Source organism: Aquabacterium sp. (assembly GCF_050725395.1).
In the GTDB taxonomy this organism is placed as follows: Bacteria; Pseudomonadota; Gammaproteobacteria; order Burkholderiales; family Burkholderiaceae_C; genus Aquabacterium.
This window is the reverse complement of the sequence record NZ_JBOHHL010000002.1, coordinates 77,376-93,961: the sequence shown is the minus strand read 5'-3', so window position 1 is coordinate 93,961 and position 16,586 is coordinate 77,376. Positions and strand designations below refer to the sequence as shown.

General features: G+C 66.3%; 12 protein-coding genes. 5 read left to right on the top strand and 7 right to left on the bottom strand.

Annotated features, from left to right (window positions below):
• Positions 1 to 65: 65 nt before the first annotated feature.
• From ACREB4_RS01770 to ACREB4_RS01760, 3 genes are read right to left on the bottom strand one after another with little or no spacing between them, the layout of a single operon-like run.
• Positions 66 to 1,556 carry a UdgX family uracil-DNA binding protein gene (locus ACREB4_RS01770; RefSeq protein ID WP_431586470.1) on the bottom strand — a complete coding sequence of 497 codons (1,491 nt, stop codon included), beginning with the start codon at positions 1,554 to 1,556 and terminating at the stop codon, positions 66 to 68.
• A complete protein-coding gene (locus tag ACREB4_RS01765) occupies positions 1,550 to 2,830 on the bottom strand; it encodes a putative DNA modification/repair radical SAM protein (RefSeq protein WP_431586469.1) in 1,281 nt (426 codons plus the stop codon). Before ACREB4_RS01765 ends, ACREB4_RS01770 begins: the two co-directional genes overlap by 7 nt.
• 45 nt (positions 2,831 to 2,875) lie before the next feature.
• Complete coding sequence (locus tag ACREB4_RS01760; protein WP_431586468.1) at positions 2,876 to 5,251, bottom strand: penicillin-binding protein 1A; 2,376 nt, start codon at positions 5,249 to 5,251, stop codon at positions 2,876 to 2,878.
• Positions 5,252 to 5,354: 103 nt separating this feature from the next.
• Between ACREB4_RS01760 and ACREB4_RS01755 the strand changes: the two genes are divergently transcribed.
• Positions 5,355 to 7,637, top strand: coding sequence for a hybrid sensor histidine kinase/response regulator (locus tag ACREB4_RS01755; protein ID WP_431586467.1), 2,283 nt, complete (start codon positions 5,355 to 5,357; stop codon positions 7,635 to 7,637).
• Here the strand turns inward: ACREB4_RS01755 and ACREB4_RS01750 are convergent.
• From ACREB4_RS01750 to ACREB4_RS01735, 4 genes are all read right to left on the bottom strand, one after another.
• The gene (locus ACREB4_RS01750; protein WP_431586466.1) at positions 7,634 to 8,851 is read right to left on the bottom strand and encodes a diguanylate cyclase domain-containing protein; all 1,218 of its coding nucleotides are present in this window, start codon (positions 8,849 to 8,851) and stop codon (positions 7,634 to 7,636) included. The two genes, ACREB4_RS01755 and ACREB4_RS01750, sit on opposite strands and share 4 nt — an antisense overlap.
• Positions 8,848 to 10,095, bottom strand: coding sequence for a diguanylate cyclase (locus ACREB4_RS01745; RefSeq protein ID WP_431586465.1), 1,248 nt, complete (start codon positions 10,093 to 10,095; stop codon positions 8,848 to 8,850). Before ACREB4_RS01745 ends, ACREB4_RS01750 begins: the two co-directional genes overlap by 4 nt.
• Before the next feature lie 235 nt (positions 10,096 to 10,330).
• Entirely contained in the window at positions 10,331 to 12,121 is a 1,791-nt protein-coding gene (locus ACREB4_RS01740) for an alpha/beta fold hydrolase (protein ID WP_431586464.1), read from the bottom strand.
• 182 nt (positions 12,122 to 12,303) lie between these two features.
• Positions 12,304 to 13,008 (bottom strand): DUF6748 domain-containing protein, encoded by a 705-nt coding sequence (locus ACREB4_RS01735; RefSeq protein WP_431586463.1) that lies wholly within the window; start codon positions 13,006 to 13,008, stop codon positions 12,304 to 12,306.
• 168 nt (positions 13,009 to 13,176) lie between these two features.
• On the opposite strand from ACREB4_RS01735, the gene ACREB4_RS01730 reads away from it, so the two are divergent.
• The 4 genes from ACREB4_RS01730 (at position 13,177) to mraZ (ending at position 16,582) form a co-directional block, all read left to right on the top strand.
• Positions 13,177 to 13,836, top strand: coding sequence for a response regulator (locus ACREB4_RS01730; RefSeq protein WP_431586462.1), 660 nt, complete (start codon positions 13,177 to 13,179; stop codon positions 13,834 to 13,836).
• On the top strand, positions 13,836 to 15,176 hold the full coding sequence (locus tag ACREB4_RS01725; protein ID WP_431586461.1) for a sensor histidine kinase: 1,341 nt from the start codon (positions 13,836 to 13,838) through the stop codon (positions 15,174 to 15,176). Before ACREB4_RS01730 ends, ACREB4_RS01725 begins: the two co-directional genes overlap by 1 nt.
• Positions 15,177 to 15,211: 35 nt before the next feature.
• Positions 15,212 to 15,850, top strand: coding sequence for a tyrosine-protein phosphatase (locus tag ACREB4_RS01720; protein ID WP_431586460.1), 639 nt, complete (start codon positions 15,212 to 15,214; stop codon positions 15,848 to 15,850).
• A gap of 300 nt (positions 15,851 to 16,150) precedes the next feature.
• On the top strand, positions 16,151 to 16,582 hold the full coding sequence (mraZ, locus tag ACREB4_RS01715; RefSeq protein WP_431586653.1) for a division/cell wall cluster transcriptional repressor MraZ: 432 nt from the start codon (positions 16,151 to 16,153) through the stop codon (positions 16,580 to 16,582).
• Positions 16,583 to 16,586: the final 4 nt, after the last annotated feature.

Genomic DNA, 16,586 nt, shown 5'->3' with positions numbered 1-16,586 from the left:
GTTTTGCCCTTGTCGGGCGACGCACAAAAGCTTGTCACCGCGAGGCTTCGCTCAGGTGTTGCCGCTCAAGCGGGGATGTGCTCCGTGGCTTGGCGCAGGTCGGCCAGCCATTGCGTGTAGGCGGCGGCGCGAGCGTCGTCTTGGGCGCGCAGCAATGCCGAAGGGTGAGTGGTGATCAGCACGGGCAGGCCATCTGATTCCCGCTTCAGCCACTGGCCGTGGGTTTTGGTGATGGGCACGGGGCGGCCCAGCAACTGGCGTGCGGCGGTGGCGCCCAGGGCGATGATGGCTTTGGGCCGCACCTGCGCAATCTCTGCTTCCAGCCAGGGCAGGCAGGCGTCGGCCTCGGCCTGGGACGCGGTCTTGTGCATGCGGCGCTTGCCGCGCACTTCGTACTTGAAATGCTTGACGGCGTTGGTGACGTAGAACTGCTGGCGGTCCCAGCCGAGTTGGGCCACGGCGCGGTTGAACAACTGGCCGGCCGGGCCAACGAAGGGGTGGCCGCGCAGGTCTTCCTGGTCGCCGGGTTGTTCGCCGACCACCATCAGGGCGGCGTGTGCCGGACCTTCGCCAAAGACGGCTTGCGTGGCGTGCTCGCCAATGGGGCAATCGCGGCAATGCTGGCAGGCGCTGCTCAACTGCGCCAGGTTCATCGATGCGCGCGCGTCGTGCGCGCTGGCGGCGGTGCTCACCTTCAGGGGCATGGACTTGGGCAGGCGTTTGACCATGTCTTGCGGACCTCGTTCGATCATCCCGCCGCTGCGTTGGTGGGCCGAAGCCACCAGCGGCGCGATCAAGGCGGCTTCGGGCAAATTGTGCCAATAGCGCCGGGGCATCTCGCGCTCCATCATCTTCACCTTGAGGCGGGCGGGGTTGAAGATGTGCTCGTAGTAGGTGAGCCAGAGTTGCTCACCGGCATCTGCCGCGGGTGCGTCTTCGCGGCGCGCGCCAGGCTGAAAGCTGAGCTGGGCGCCATCCCATTGCACGCAGCGTTCGGGCGTGAGGATGGCCCAGCGCATGTGGGTAAAACGGCGCTGGAAGAAGGGGGCGGTGGCCTCGACGATGTGGTGATCGGGTTCGAACCAGGCGATGTGCAGGGGTTCGGGCGAGGTGCCCTCGTCGACGGTGCGAAAGCGCACGAAAGCGGTCATCTTGTGCATGTCACGGCGCACGACGCGCGCCAGGTCCTCAAGCTGGCCGCGGTCTTCGTCCAAGGTGTCGTGGCGCAAGGCGGGTTGGTGCTGCAGCCGCCACAGCAGGCGGTACATCAGCGCGAAGCGGCGGGGCTCGCGGTGCAGGATGGCGGTCTGGCACAGGGGCAAGAAGAAGGCGGGTACCAGCGGTGGTGGTGCCTGCGGTGGCGCTGCCCATGTTGATTCAGCGGGGGCCGTGGTTGGCGCATGGGGGGCCTCGGCGAACAAATCACCGAGGCCTTGGTAAGACAAGGTCCAGGTGACGGCTTCGGGGGGCACTTGTTCAACGATCAGGCGCCTTGCGGCCTGGCGAAAGCCCGCCAGGTCGGTGGCGCTGGCCATTTCAATGGTGCGGCTCAGCATGGGTGGGCGCCGAACAGATCGGCCTGCGCGGGTTGGGCCGGGCGCAGTTGGCGGCCGAGGTCGGCGGCGTCGAGGCGGCGGCCAGGGTGGTGGTCGGCCACGATGACGAACGGCAGCACTTTTTTGAGCGAGACCCGCAGCACCGACAAATCGCTGCAGCGCAGGCGGCGAACGCGGCGGGTCTGCAGCAGGCGCTCGATGGTCTTGACGCCCAGGCCGGGCACGCGCAGCAGCATTTCGCGCGGGGCGCGGTTCAAGTCGACCGGGAAGCGTTCGCGGTGCGCCAAGGCCCAGGCCAGCTTGGGGTCGAACTCGAGCGACAGCATGCCTTGCCCATCCGCGGGCACGATTTCATCGTGCGCGAAACCGTAGAAGCGCATCAGCCAGTCGGCCTGGTACAGGCGGTGTTCGCGCATCAGGGGCGGGGCTTGCGATGGCAGGGCGCGCGGCGAATCGGGGATGGGGCTGAAGGCCGAGTAGTAGACACGCCGCAGCTGGAACGAGCCATACAAGCTGGCGCTGGCGCCCAGGATGGTGCGGTCGCTGGTGGCGTCGGCGCCGACGATCATCTGCGTGCTTTGGCCACCGGGTGCGAAGCGAGGCGGGGCGGCCACCAGGGGCGCGGCACGGGGCCGCGAAATGATGGGCGAAGGCTGGGCGGCTTCCTTGGCCTCGTCGATGTGCAGTCGCAGGCGGGCCATCGATCGGCGGATGGCGGCGCCGTCTTTTTCAGGGGCCAGGGCTTGCAAGCTCTCGACCGTGGGCAATTCGACATTGATGCTCAAGCGGTCGGCGAAACGGCCGGCGCGGGTCAGCAGTTCCGGGCTGGCATCGGGGATGGTCTTGAGGTGGATGTAGCCGCGAAAGTCGTGCACTTCCCGCAGCACGCGCGCCACCTCGACCACCTGCTCCATCGTGTAGTCGGGGTTGCGGATGATGCCGGAGCTGAGGAAGAGTCCTTCGATGCAATTGCGGCGGTAGAAATCCAGCGTCAGCGTCACGACCTCGTCGACCGTGAACCGCGCGCGGGGCACGTTGCTGGTGACGCGGTTGACGCAGTACTGGCAGTCGTACTGGCAGTAGTTGGTCAGCAGGATCTTGAGCAGCGAGATGCAGCGGCCATCGGGCGCGTAGCTGTGGCAGATGCCGGCGCCTTCGGTCGAGCCGATGCCGCGCCCTTGCAGCGAATCGCGCGTGCTGGTGCCACTGGACGCGCAAGAGGCATCGTACTTGGCGGCATCGGCCAGGATGGCCAGTTTTTGCTGGATGTTCACTGTATAAATATACAGTGAACATCCAGGCGATTCAAGTGCCTGCTTTCAGGGCTTGACGGGTTCGGGCGGTCGATCGGGGGGCGTGATGGCCGGGCGGTTGTCGCTGGACCGGCCCAGGCGGTTCATCAACTGGTCGAGTTCGTCGGAAGTTTTGGGCGGCTCGTCGCCATCGTCGCCGTCCATGGCCGGGTTGCGGGGCTGCTCTCCGGCGGGGTCGGTGGTGATGGGGTTGCCTTCCGCGTCGAGCAAAGGCGCGCTTTCGTCGATGTCGTCGCTGGTGGGGTTCCATTCACCGCTGCCGGTGATGGGGGGGCGGCGCGGGCTGGCGAAACTGGCTTGCGAGTCCACCAGCTTCTGCTTGAAGGCCGTGCGCAGGAAATCGCCGACCAGCAGCAGCGCGCTGTGGCCACCCTGGCCCCAATAGCTGCCGCGCATGGTCACGTGCTGGTCGTTGAAGCCCACCCACGCGCCGGTCACCAATTGCGGGTGCATCACCATGAACCACCCATCGGTGTTGTTCTGCGTGGTGCCGGTCTTGCCGGCCAGGTCGCCCTCGGGCACGAAGCGCGTGCGCAAGGTGGTGCCAGTGCCGTAGGTGACCACGCCACGCATCATGTCGACCAGGTTGTTGACGGTGTCCGCGGTCAGGGCGCGGTCCACCGGGTTGGGCCCGAACACGGCGACCTCGTGGCCCTGCTTGTCGGTGATGCGCTCCACGAAGTACGGCTGCTTGTGCTCGCCGCCACTGGCGATGGTGGCGTACACCGTGGCCATCTCCAGCAGGGTGACGGGGCTGGTGCCCAGGGCCATCGAAGGCACCGGGTCCAGCTTGCTGTCGGTGATGCCCATGGCCTTGGCCAGCGCCGTGATGCGCGGCAGGCCGGCGTCCTGCATCACCTGGGTAGTGATGGTGTTCTTGGACAGCACCAGGCCTTGCCACATGGTCATGGATTCGCCGGTGCTGCCCGACATGTCGGTGGGGCGCCAGACCTTGCCATTGCCCAGGCGCACTTCGATGGGCGTGTCCATGTAGGTGCGCGTGGGCAGGATGCCCGACTCGAGCGCGGCCGCGTACACGATGGGCTTGAAGGTGGAGCCGGGCTGGCGTGCGGCCTGGGCCACGTGGTCGAACTGTTCGTCGTCGAAGTCGCGGCTGCCAACCCAGGCCTTGACGGCGCCGCTGCGCGGGTCGACGGCCACGAAGCCGGCCTCGAGCCGGGTCTTGCTGGCGCGCAGTTTGGCCATCAGTTCGGCGTCTTCCCGAACAGCGGCCAGGGCGGCGGCCGGGGTCTTGCCTGACTTGATCAATTGGCGGTACTCGGGTGTGCGGCGGGTGGCGTCGAGCAGCAGCGCTGGGTGCTGCCGCCAGAAATGTGCGAAGGCCTTGTCGGGCGCCACCGGCCCATAGCTTTCCAGCGAGCGCGACATCACCGGCATGTTCGCGGCGCTCCACTCCGAGTCGGCCACGCGTTGCAGCGCTTCGGTCTGCCGCTCCACCGCCTTGGTCGCGGCTTCCTGCAGGCGCGAGTCCAGCGTGGTGTGGATGACCAAGCCTTCGCGCGACAGGTCGCGGTCGTTCTTGTCGGCCCAATCGTCCAGCCATTTGCGCACGTGGGCAGCGAAGTGCGGTGCCATGTCCAGGTCCACGGACTGGTGGGTCAGGGTGACCTGCAATTCCTCGGCGCGGGCCAGGTCGTGGGCTTCTTGCGAGAGCACGCCGCGCTTGAGCATTTGCGCCAGCACCAGGTTGCGCCGGGCCTTGGCGCGTTTGGGGTGCAGCACAGGGTTGTAGTAATTGGTGCCCTTGAGCATGCCGACCAGGGTGGCGCTTTCAGCCGCGTCCAGTGCCTTGGCGGATTTGTCGAAATAGGTGCGGGCCGCGGCCTCGATGCCCACCGCGTTGTACAGGAAGGGCACCGTGTTGAGGTAGGCCTCCAGGATCTGGTCCTTGGTGTAGATGCGCTCGATGCGCAGGGCCGTGGCAATTTCCTTGACCTTGCGGCCCAGGTTGCGCGAGCGGCCGATGTCTTCCGGAAAGAGGTTGCGCACCAGTTGCTGCGTGAGTGTCGAGCCGCCTTCCATGCGGCCGGTGGCGGTGCGCAGGATGGCCTTGAGGCTGCGCAACCAATCGACGCCGTTGTGTTCGCGGAAGCGGTGGTCTTCGGTGGCGATCAGGGCCTGGGTCACGAAGGGCGAGACCTCGGCCAGGGTGACGGGTTGCGAGCGTTGTTCCTGGAAGCGCCCGATGGTCTTGCCATCGGCCGACAGGATCACGCTGGGTTCGGGCACCTTGGTGGTCTTGAGTTCAGTGATGGCGGGGGCTTGCGAGATCTGATAGCCCACGTAGACGGCGGTCGCGATGAGCAGAGCGGCGGTGGCGAGCATCAGCCAGATCAGGCTCTGGCGCAGTGTTGAAGTCATGTCAGGGTTGATTCCACAGGGGGAGTGCCTCGGTCAGCAATTGGAGTGCCCGTGGTGCATTGTGGTTCAGTATCATGTGTGCAACCGTTGTGACCACATCCTGATGTCCTCTTCCATGCCCGCGGCCGACCTGGCCCGCCGCGTTCCCTTGCGACGCCGCCTGTTCCTGCTGGCCCTGGGCGCCATCCTGCCCCTGGCCGTGGCCTCGGGCATCGGCCTGCAAGCCTTGGTGACCCAGCAACGCCTGCAAGCCGAGCGCGCCAGCATTGACCTGGCGCGGGCACTCAGCATCGCCGTGGGTGGCGAATTGCGCCTGAGCATTTCAGCCCTTGAAACCCTGGCCACGGCCGCGAGCGTGGGCCAGGAAAAAGACGTGTCGGGTTTCGAGGCCTTGGCCCGGGATGTCCTGCGCACTCGCCCGGAATGGTTCCAGATCATGCTGGCCAGGCCGGACGGGACCGTGGTCGCCGTGGGCAGGCCGCTCGAAAACGGCCAGTCCCCATCCACGCTGCGCACCGTCGAGCCAGAGAGTTTCCGCTGGCTGGTCCAACACCAGCGGCCCGTGGTGGGCTCACTGGCTCAGGGCGTCCGGGGTGTCTGGGGCGTGCCGGTGCGCGTGCCCGTGGTGCGCGACGGGCAATTGCGCTTCGTGCTGACGGCCGTGCTCAAGCCCGAAACCCTGCGCGCCCTCATCCAGCGCCAGCAGGTGCCCGAGAACTGGCTGGTGTCGGTCTGGGATGCCAAAACCCGGCGCGTGGCCCGATCTCGCGCGCATGAGAAATTCCTGGGTTCGGCCCCTTCGGTGACCTTGCAGGCCCTGTTCGACAAGGGGGCGCGCGAAGGCATCGGCCGCACGAACACGCTGGAAAGCGAAGACGTGTACACCGCCTTCATCCACCAGCAGGAGTTTGGCTGGTCGGTGTCGGTGGCCGTGCCCGCCACCGAGATGACCATCGGCTCGCGCCAATCGCTGATGGCCTATGGCGGTGGTGTCCTTTTATCGGTGGTCATTGGTCTGCTGGCGGCGATGACCATGGCCCGCCGCATCAACGGACCGATGGGGCAATTGCGCCACGCCGCGCAGGCCTTGGGCCAGGGGCAATCCGTGCAAGTGCCCGAAGGCGACATCAGCGAGATCCAGGAAGTGGGCGACGCCTTGTTCGACGCTTCCCAACGCCGTGCCCAAGGCGAGGCCGAGCGCGAGCGCCTGCTGGCCGCCGAACGCGCCGCGCACGCCGAGGTCGAATCCGCCATGCGCCAGGCCCAGACCGCCAACCAGGCCAAGGACGAGTTCCTGGCCATGCTGGGCCACGAGCTGCGCAACCCCTTGTCGCCCATCGTCACGGCTTTGCATTTGATGTCGCGCCGCGATGCCCACGCGCACGAGTTCGAGCGGCGCATCATCGAGCGCCAGGTCAAGCACATGGTCCGCCTGGTCGATGACCTGCTGGACGTGTCGCGCATCACCCAGGGCAAGATCGAGCTGCGCCGCGAGCCGGTGGACATGAAGGCCGTGGTCGACCAGGCGATGGAATTGACCAAGCCCCTGCTGGACTCGCGTTCCAGGCCCGTGAAGCTGGACCTGCCGGACCAGCCCGTGATGGTCTGGGGCGACTGGATCCGCCTGGTACAGGTGGTGGGCAACCTGCTCAGCAACGCGGCCAAGTTCACACCGCCGGAGGGCCTGATCGAGGTGAGCTTGCGCCAAAGCTTCGACACCGTCGAGTTGTCGGTGCGTGACGAAGGCAATGGCATCGCGCCCGAACTGTTGCCGCACGTGTTCGACCTCTTCATGCAGGGCAAGCAGGCCATCCACCGCGGGTCAGGCGGTCTGGGCCTGGGGCTGGCCATCGTCAAGACCATGGTGCAGTTGCATGGCGGGCGCGTGAGTGCCCACAGCGACGGGCCGGGCAAGGGCAGCCGCTTTTCGATCACGCTCATGCCCATGGATTCCATCGTGGCCTGGATGGACATCGACGAGCGCCTGGATCCAGGCTTGCAAGGCTTGGAACGCCTGCTGGTGGTCGATGACAACCAGGACGCGGCCGAGACCGCCGCCATGGTGCTGCGCGACCTGGGTTACGAGGTTCGCACCGCGCACGATGGCCTGGCCGCCCTGGCCGTGCTCGACGACTTCGTGCCTGACCTGGCCATGCTGGACATCGGCCTGCCGTCCATGGACGGCCACGAGTTGGCCAGGCGCTTGCGCGCCGATGAACGCACCCGCCGCATTCCCTTGGTTGCGGTGACGGGCTATGGCGCCGAGTCCGACCTGGCGCGTGCCATTGAGGCGGGCTTTGACGAGCGCCTGGTCAAACCGGTGGACACCAAGCACCTTCTGCAAACCATCCGGCGGCTGTTGAGCCGCTCGCCGCGCCAGGTTTAGGCCACCCCTTCCTTGACGCGGTTGCGGCCTTCGCGCTTGGCGTCGTAAAGCGCTTCATCGGCGCGCGAGAGCATGTCCTGCGGGCCGGCGGGGCGCGCTTCGGCGCGCACCGTCACCACGCCCACGCTCACCGTCACCCACTCCGTGGTGCTGGACCGAGCGTGGGGCAACCGCAGGGCGGCCACGGCGTCGCACACGCGGGTGGCGGTCGCGCGCGCGCTGTCGGGGTCGGTGTTCTGCAACAGCACGCCGAACTCCTCGCCACCCAGGCGTGCCGCGAGGTCATCCGGGCGCCGCGTGCTGGCCAGCAGGGCCTGGGCCACGGCTTTCAGGCAGGCGTCGCCCGCCTGGTGACCATAGAAATCGTTGTAGGCCTTGAAGTGGTCCACGTCGACCATCAACATCGACAAAGCCTGGCCATCCAGGCTGGCCCGTGCCCAGGCGTGCTGCAGGTGTTCGTCGAAGTGGCGGCGGTTGGCCAGGCCTGTCAGCGCATCGCTGCGCGACAGGCTTTGCAGTTCTTCCTGGGCTTCCTTCAGCTCGCTCAAGATGAGCTGGTCCTGCAGTCCCAGCAGGTAGCGGCGCCGGTGGCGTTTTTCCGCCAGGTAGTTGGCCATCAGGCTCACGCCCATCGCGAAGAGGATCATGTCCAGCATGGGCCACTTGGTGGCCTCGGGCACGGGCGGCGCGAAGAGGGCGGCCACCAGGTGCATCAGCAGGATGCCGCTGACCGTGACGACGGCCACCTTGAAGCGCGTTGACTGGACCAGGCAGGCGTACAGCAGCACGACCATCAGCCCCGCGTGGTAGAAGTAAGCCCGCGGGCTGTGGCTGGACAGGAGCAAAACCAGCAAGGTGCCCCCGGCGGCCAGACCGCTGACGGCCGCGGTCCAATCCGCGAATGAGGGGCCGAACAGCGCCACCAGCCTGGCCATGTGCCGGGACACCAGGTAGATCGTCAGCAAGCCCAGGGGGGTGATCACCGCCAGCCTCAACACCAGTGCCAGCTGGAACACGTCCGGCACCACCAGCCAGTCAACGACCAGGAAGGCCACGTACAGGATCAGCCCGAAGCCGCCGCTGAACAGCGCCGCCTTCGCGCGTTGAGGCGCGACGTGCTGGTTGAACAGTTTTTCAAGCTGCGGGGGAAAGCGCAGGCTGACGCGCCTGGCCCTCAGGGCCTGCGTCAACTCGGCCTTCAACGCCGGGTTCATGCGGCGGCCTTGCCCTGCAGGATGCTGGCCTGGCGGACCTGGTTTCGCCCCTGGCGTTTCGCGTCATACAAGGCCTGGTCGGCCGCGGCCACCCAGGCCTGCAAAGAGAGGTCGTGCTCGGCGACGCGGTCGCAGCACAGCCCCACGCTGATCGTCACCTGCTGGCCTGGTGAGCCTTCGTGCACCAGGTTCAGGTCCCGGATGGCCTGGGTGATGCGTTCGGCGGTCTTCAAGGCCTCGTCCGGCGGCACGCCATGCAACACCGCGATGAATTCTTCGCCGCCATAGCGTGCCAGCAGGTCACCGGCGCGGCGCAGGTCCAGCATCAGCGCCTGCGCCACCGCGCGAAGGCAGGCGTCGCCGGCGGGGTGGCCGTAACGGTCGTTGTAGGCCTTGAAATGATCGATGTCGATCATCATCACGGCCAGGTGGTCCTGGCCGTGATGCCGGCGTTGCCAGAGCTGGCCCAGGTGCTCGTCGGCATGGCGGCGGTTGGCCACCAGGGTGAGCGGGTCCAGTCGGGCCAACTGGTCCAGTTCGGCATTCACGGTGGCCAGGCGGGCGCTCAGCAGGCGGTGCCGCAGGCTCATGAGGTGGTTGTGGCGCTCTTCCCGTTCCAGCTGGTAAAGAAAGTACAGGCTGCAGCTGGCCGTGGCGGCGATGGCCACCAGCACGGGCAGCAACTGCTTCAGGTCGCGCAGGGGTTCGGGCAGGGTGAGCCCAACCCAGGCAGGGCCAGCGAGCATCGCGGCCGTGGCCCACGCCGCCAACTGGAAGCGCGGGCGCAGGATCACGTTGTTGTACAGGATCACCATGGCACAGCCCAGCAGGTGCAGTTGGCCCAGCGGGCTGTTGCTCTGACCGAGCAGGTGAAGGTTGGTGCCCACCGCCAGCAGCCCGATGGCAATCGCCCACCATTCCGGCGCCCGTTCGTCCGAGATCAGCTTGAAGGCCAGGATGGACAGCAGCAGGGTCACCCCCACGCAGGTCAGCCGCAGCCACAGGGCCTGCGAGAAGACGTCGGGAATGAGGAAGTAATCCGCCAACAGCATCAGCAGCGGAAAGGTGTTCATCAGCACGCCGGCGACCTGCATGGACCGACGCCGGGCGCGGTGGGTCTGGGTCCGGAAGCGCCGCTCCAGCTGAGGCTTGAACCCGAGCAGCACATGCGGTGCGCGCAAGGCTTCGTCGACCTGCTCGAGCAGTCGAGGCTCATGGGTGGACGGGTCCGAGATGGGCAGCATGGAATGCAACTCGTGAACGACAGGGAATGGGGCAAGCCAATGATCGGCGAAGGCGTGTGGCCTGGGGTCGTTGCGCGATGGTGGCGTGGTTTTGGACTGCCAACTATCTCACGCTGCGCCGGCCCACCTCCCCTGTTCAAGGGGCGGGCCTTTCCTAGTCGAGCACCCGGACGCCCATGAAAAAAGGCCCCTCCTTGCGGAGAGGCCTCGAAATCACGGAAAGGTCAGGCGTGGATCAGTACTTCGTGGGCGCCGGGGGCGTCACGGTGAACGAGTAGGTCTGGCCTGCGCCGGACATCACCGACGACAGGATCGCCGAGATCGAGCAACCCTTGAGCTGCGGGAAGGTCGTGGTGCCGGTGAAGGTCAGGCTGCCATTGCCCAGCGACGAGACGGGGCCGTCGAAGTTGATGGGGAACTCGACCGGCGTGACCGTCTTGCACTCGCCGAAGTTGATGCCCGAGACCGAGGTCACGGTGATGTCGGCCTTGGCCATGCCATGCACGTGCAGTTGGCCCTTGGTGTCGAGCACCGCCGTGCCGGTGGCATCGCCCACGGGGGTGATGCGCAGGCCGATGGCCGATCCGATGCCGATGATCTTGACCGAGGACTTGAACTCGGGGATCGACAGCTGGCCCGTCAGGCGTTGGGCCGTGATGTCGGTGTTGGCCGAGAAGGTCGACGTGGTCGGCAGGTTCACCGTCTGACCCAGGGTCTTCAGGCCCACGTTGGCGATCAGTGGCCACTTGTCCAGCGTGACCACGAAGTTGCCGCCGCCGGGGTTGGCCGTCGACTTGGGTTCGGCCGACAGCGTGATGCAGCTGCTGGTGGCGCTCTTGCCGTTGAAGCGGTCACCCAGCCAGGTCAGCACGGTGGGCGCGGCCTGGAATTGGGTCACGATGTGCTCGCTGGGGAACACGTCGAAGTAGACATTGCTGAACTTGGCGCAGTACTGCTTCTTCAGGGCCACGGCCTGGTCGATCGGGATGAACTCGTCGGCCTTGCCATGGTACTGGTACAGGGGCACGGCCACCTTGTCGGCGCCCAGATCCTGGGCCTTCAGCGTGGCGTTGATCGCCGGGATGGCGGTCAGCTGATCCAGCGTCTGGTTGTTCACCGTGAACTCGGACAGCTTGTGGTTCATCAACTCGAACAGCGATTCGAACACGCACTGCGACTTGCCCTTGGCGATCGCGGCCTGGCCCGTGGCGTTGGCCAGCGTGTCCAGCGGGATCGCGGTGGGGTATTGCTCGGCCAGGCCGATCACGCCACCGAACAGGAAAGAAGCGCCAGCGCTGCCATCCAGGTACTTGGCCACGCTCAGGAAGTTGGCGGGCACGCCACCGGCGGCCACGCCGACCAGGTTCACGCCGGGCGCATAGCCGGCGTGGCGTTGGGCGGCCCAGGCGGCGCTCTGGCCACCTTGCGAGTAGCCCCAGACGGCGGTCTTGGCGGTGGCGCTGATGCCGACCGACGGGATCTGCGATGCGGCCTTGACGATGTCCAGCACCGCATTGCCTTGCGACGCGCCGGCCAGGTAGGTGGGGGTGCTGCCCGTGGTGTAGCCGGCGTAATCGGTGATCAGCACGGCGTAGCCGGCCTTCAGGGCGGCGTTGATGTTGGCGGTTTCGTAGTCTGTGCCGCCGGCCAGTTGCAGCGAAGGCGCGCAAGGCTGGGCCAGGCCATGGGTGCCCACGGCGTAGGACACGATCGGACGTGGGGCGGTGCCCGTCCAGGCGGCGGTGGGGACCAGCACGGTGCCGGTGACCACATTGGCCGCGCCGACCGAATCGGTCGACTGGTACTGCACGTTCCAGGCCTTGACGGCGGGGGCGCCAGTGCCCAGGTTGACGGTGGTGGTGCGGTAGGAAATCAGGTCGCCGTGGGCGCCGTTGGGCGTGGCGGCGTTGTAGAACGCGATGCCCGAGGGGCCTTGGGTGGGGGCGGCGTAAGCGGCGCTCACGGCCAGGGTCAGGGCGGCCAGCGGCAGGGTCAGCGCGGGCTGGCGCAGGAAGGTACGGATCATGGTGTCTCCAGCTACATCAGGAAATTCGGTCAATGAACGTTGACCGATTACCAGCAATCGATAAATCGCATGGCCTGGATTCTGACAAGTGGACAAAGCAGTTTCTCAAAGGGTTTTCCGCCAAAAAGTCACGGGATCGACCCTGATCCCGTGAACATGGGGTTGGAAAACACCGACCCGTGTCAGCGTGTCTTGGCGGGCACGAAGGGCAAGTAGAACTGTTTGGCGACCAACTGCTGGCCTTGGCCGGCGGGGCCTGTGATGGTTTTGTGGCCACCGGCCGCCAGCACGCCCGTGCTGCCGAGCGCCTGCAGGCCTGCTGCCACCTGGGCCGGTTTGGCCCCCGAGGCGGCCAGGTCCAGGCCATGGATGTTCCGGCTGATGGGGTAGTTCAGCGTCGTTTCGCTGATGGACGGGCACGGCGTGGTGATGCAGGCGATGCCGTTGTTCTTCAATTGGTAGAACACGCCCAGGGCCTTGCTGTCGGCCTGCGCCACCCACCCTTCCGTGATCACCAGGGTGTCGGCCTTGAGGCCGGTGCTGCTTTTGAGCGCCACCAGCTTGCCGCGCACCAGGCCCTGACCCGGGGTGAATGATTGCTCGAACGCGGCCAGGTCGGCGTCGGACCATGGCAGCGCATTGGCGTTCAGGGTGGCGACATGGCATTCCTTCTGCAAGCTGCCATCGGCGCAACGCGTCAGGGCGCGGTTCACGGCCTTGACGAAATAACCACCACAGGTCGGGAAGGCGCATTTGCGCAGGTCTGGCCTGGTGGCGATGTAGTGGCTGGAAAACGGCGCCGGACTGATGACGTCCGAGGTTTGGGCCAAAGCGGTGCTGCTCAGCACCAGGCAGGCCACGGCGGATGAAGCGAGTTGTTTCAGCATGGCGATTCCTCAGGTTATTGTGATCAACCCCCAGCGGGCGGGGTCGGCGCATCTTAGGAACGATCCATGCCACTGACAAGACCAGTTGCATCCGCTTAACTCTGGCTTAAGCTGTCCAGCCGGACATTCGGCGCCCATTCCTCGCGTGCGCAAAACCCTGAACACCTCATGCGCATACTGCTCATCGAAGACGACGCCATGATTGGCAACGCAGTCAGCCGAGGCCTGGGCCAGGCGGGATTCGCGGTCGACTGGGTCACCGATGGCCGGGCAGCCGACGTCGCCCTGGCGCACCGCAGCCATGACCTGGCCATCCTGGACCTGGGGCTGCCCAAGCAAGACGGGATGGCGGTCCTGGCCACCCTGCGAAGCCGAGGAGATTCGATGCCGGTCCTGATCGCGTCGGCCCGCGACACGGTGCGCGACCGCATCGCCGGCCTGGATGCCGGTGCGGACGATTACCTCCTCAAACCCTTCGACCTGGATGAACTCGTGGCCCGGGTGCGGGCCCTGCTGCGCCGCCACGCGGGCAGCGCCACGCCCATCCTCAGCTTTGGCGGCGTGGACTTGGACCCGGTGCGTCGCCGCGTGACCCGCCATGGCGAGCCCGTGGCGCTGTCCGCCCGCGAATTTTCGATCCTGGAGGCGCTCATGCAGCGTCCCGGCGCCGTGCTGTCGAGGGAAAAGCTGGAAGAGTCCGTCTACGGCTGGGCGGATGAAATCGGCAGCAATGCCATCGAGGTGCACCTGCACCATCTCCGGAAAAAGCTCGGCCCGGGGTTCATCAAGAACGTTCGCGGGGTCGGCTACCGTGTCGCCGAGGCATGATGAAATCGATCGAACGGACCTTGCTGGCCTGGATCTTGGGGGCCTTGGCGCTGGGCGCGGTGCTGGTGGCGTTGGTCACCTACCTGGTCACCCTCGAAGAGATGAACGAGGTGTTCGACAACGACCTCCAGAACGTGGCCCGGGCCGTGGCGAGCTACCACCACTCCGCGCATGGACCGCGGTCGCCCGGCGAGGTCGCGCTGCAGGACCGAACCGACGAACCCGACGATTCCGAAATCGTCACCTTGACCTGGACACCGGCGGGGGAGCGCATCTACGCGTCCGACCCGCGTGTGCGGGTGCCGTTCTCCCGCACCGAGGGCCTGGCCCGGCCCGTGGTGGATGGCGAGTCGTGGATCGTCTACTCGAGTGTCGGCGCCGTGGGGACGGCGCAGGCAGCGCAGCGCACCTCGGCGCGCCAGGAAATGGCCCGCGAGTCCGCCGTGGAAGTCTTGCTGCCGCTGACCGGCCTGGTCGCCGTGGTGGGTGGGCTGCTGCTGTTCGGGCTGCGAAACGGCTTCCGGTCGCTGGACCTGACGGCGCGCGACATCGCCTCGCGCAGTGCGCGAACGCTCGACGCGATCGAGCTCGGCGGCGTGCCCAAGGAGGTGGTGCCGATCGTGGCCTCGATCAATGGGCTGATGGAGCGCCTGGGCCTGGCCTTCACGGCCCAGCGGCGATTCCTGGCCGATGCGGCCCACGAGTTGCGCACGCCCATGACGGCCTTGCGCTTGCAATTGCAGCTCCTGGAACGCGCCAGCGACGAAGCCGATCGACGCGCCAGCATGGCCGCCTTGTCGGCCGGGATCGACCGATCACAGCATTTGATCGAGCAGTTGCTGCAGGTGGCGCGGACGGAGCCCGACGGCGAACCAGCGCGCCGCGAAGCGGTGGATTTGGCGGCGCTGGCCCGGTCGGTGGTGGCCAGCTTCAGCGTCAAGGCGGACCACGCCGGTCTGGACCTCGGGGCGTCGGCATCCGGCAGCGTGGTGGTCCAGGGCGATGCCGCTCAATTGACGGTGCTGCTGAACAACCTGGTCGAGAATGCCTTGCGCTACACCCCGGCCGGCGGGGTGGTCGACGTGGCGGCGTCCATCGAGCAAGGGCGTGCCCAGCTTCGGGTCTCGGACACCGGCCCGGGCATCCCGGAGGCTGACCGCGAGCGGGTGTTCGACCGTTTCTACCGCTGTGAAAACGCCCAGGCCCAGTCCCGCGACGGCAGTGGCAGTGGGCTGGGTCTGGCCATCGTGAAGTCGATCGCCGATCGTCATGGCGCCAAGGTGGTTTTGGCCACGGCGGCCGGGGGCCATGGACTGGATGCGCGTGTCACCTTCGCTTAATGCGCCCTTAATGATGCGCGGTGCACGATCCCGGCATGGACTCCATGCTGACCGACGCTTGCCCTCCGGCAGGCGCCACGACCTTCCATTGGCTTGGCCGCACCGCGCGCCTGGGCCTGCGCTGGGCGGGTGGGTTGTTGCTGGCGGGCTTGATGCTCGCGGGCGGGGCCTACCTCTTCGTCCGGCATGGCGGTAATTTCCACGCGGTGGAGCCCGGCCTGGTCTACCGGTCGGCCCAACCCAGCGGCGAGGCCTTGCGCCACTTGGTGGCCAGCCATGGCATCAAGACCGTGCTGAACCTGCGTGGCGAGAACACGGGCCGGCCTTGGTACGACGATGAAATGCGCGCGGTTCGCGCCATTGGCGTCCAGCACCTGGATTGGCGCATGTCGGCCTACCAGGAGCTCTCGGTCCCACAAATGGACGAGGTCGTCAAATTGATCGAACGGGCCCCCAAGCCCCTGTTGATCCATTGCGAGTCGGGCGCGGACCGAACCGGCCTCGTGTCGGCCTTGTACCGGTTGTCACGTGGGCAATCCGCGGCGACGGCGTCACAGGAACTCGCACCACAATATGGGCATGTCACCGCCTTGGTGCCGCGCTCCGCCGCCATGGACCGGAGCCTGGAGGCTTACCTCCAAAGCGGACGGGTGACGAACCTGGCCGCCCGCTGACGCGGTGTTCGATCGCCCGCGCAGGGCCTGATCAACCTCGATCGCCAGCATCAGGAGGGCCTTTACCCTCCTGCCCCTCCGAGGTGGAAACCCCACCCATCCTGGGGAAATTCTTCATTTTTCACTTCCAGACCCTTTTGCAAGTCCTTATTTCATAAGGACTTTTTTTCTGGAATTCTTCTTGGAAAACCTTCGTAAGTCTTTGATTTCATTGAAGATTTTTTCACTTTTCCCCTTGTTTCGGGGGAGGTGATCGGTTAAAGTGGGATTTAGTGCACTTTTGTGGAGTTTTGTGTGAGTCTGGTCTTTCAGGGTGCCTCGGCGTTGGCGTTGGATGCGAAGGGACGGTTGGCCGTGCCTGCGCGGCATCGCGACGTCCTGCAAGCCCTGTGCGAAGGACAGCTCACGCTCACGAAGCATCCCGAAGGCTGTTTGATGGTGTTTCCGCGCCCCGCGTGGGAAACCTTCCGCGACAAGGTTGCCGCGCTGCCCATGTCGGCGGCCGGCTGGAAGCGCATCTTCCTGGGCAATGCCATGGACGTCGAGATCGACGGCGCCTCGCGCTTCCTGGTCTCGCCGGAGCTGCGCACGGCCGCAGGTTTGAACAAGGAAGTCATGTTGCTGGGCATGGGCAGCCATTTTGAACTGTGGGATGCCCAGCGCTACGCCGCGCACGAGGCCGAAGTCATGGCCCAGGCCATGCCCGACGCCCTGCAAGACTTCACCTTCTGACCGC

Excerpts from the sequence above, each read along its gene's own strand:
- ACREB4_RS01770 (WP_431586470.1), bottom strand. The coding sequence starts at position 1,556 with ATGCTGAGCCGCACCATTGAAATGGCCAGCGCCACCGACCTGGCGGGC.
- ACREB4_RS01760 (WP_431586468.1), bottom strand. The coding sequence starts at position 5,251 with ATGACTTCAACACTGCGCCAGAGCCTGATCTGGCTGATGCTCGCCACC.
- ACREB4_RS01755 (WP_431586467.1), top strand. The coding sequence starts at position 5,355 with ATGTCCTCTTCCATGCCCGCGGCCGACCTGGCCCGCCGCGTTCCCTTG.
- ACREB4_RS01750 (WP_431586466.1), bottom strand. The coding sequence starts at position 8,851 with ATGAACCCGGCGTTGAAGGCCGAGTTGACGCAGGCCCTGAGGGCCAGG.
- ACREB4_RS01745 (WP_431586465.1), bottom strand. The coding sequence starts at position 10,095 with ATGCTGCCCATCTCGGACCCGTCCACCCATGAGCCTCGACTGCTCGAG.
- ACREB4_RS01740 (WP_431586464.1), bottom strand. The coding sequence starts at position 12,121 with ATGATCCGTACCTTCCTGCGCCAGCCCGCGCTGACCCTGCCGCTGGCC.
- ACREB4_RS01735 (WP_431586463.1), bottom strand. The coding sequence starts at position 13,008 with ATGCTGAAACAACTCGCTTCATCCGCCGTGGCCTGCCTGGTGCTGAGC.
- ACREB4_RS01730 (WP_431586462.1), top strand. The coding sequence starts at position 13,177 with ATGCGCATACTGCTCATCGAAGACGACGCCATGATTGGCAACGCAGTC.
- ACREB4_RS01725 (WP_431586461.1), top strand. The coding sequence starts at position 13,836 with ATGAAATCGATCGAACGGACCTTGCTGGCCTGGATCTTGGGGGCCTTG.
- ACREB4_RS01720 (WP_431586460.1), top strand. The coding sequence starts at position 15,212 with ATGGACTCCATGCTGACCGACGCTTGCCCTCCGGCAGGCGCCACGACC.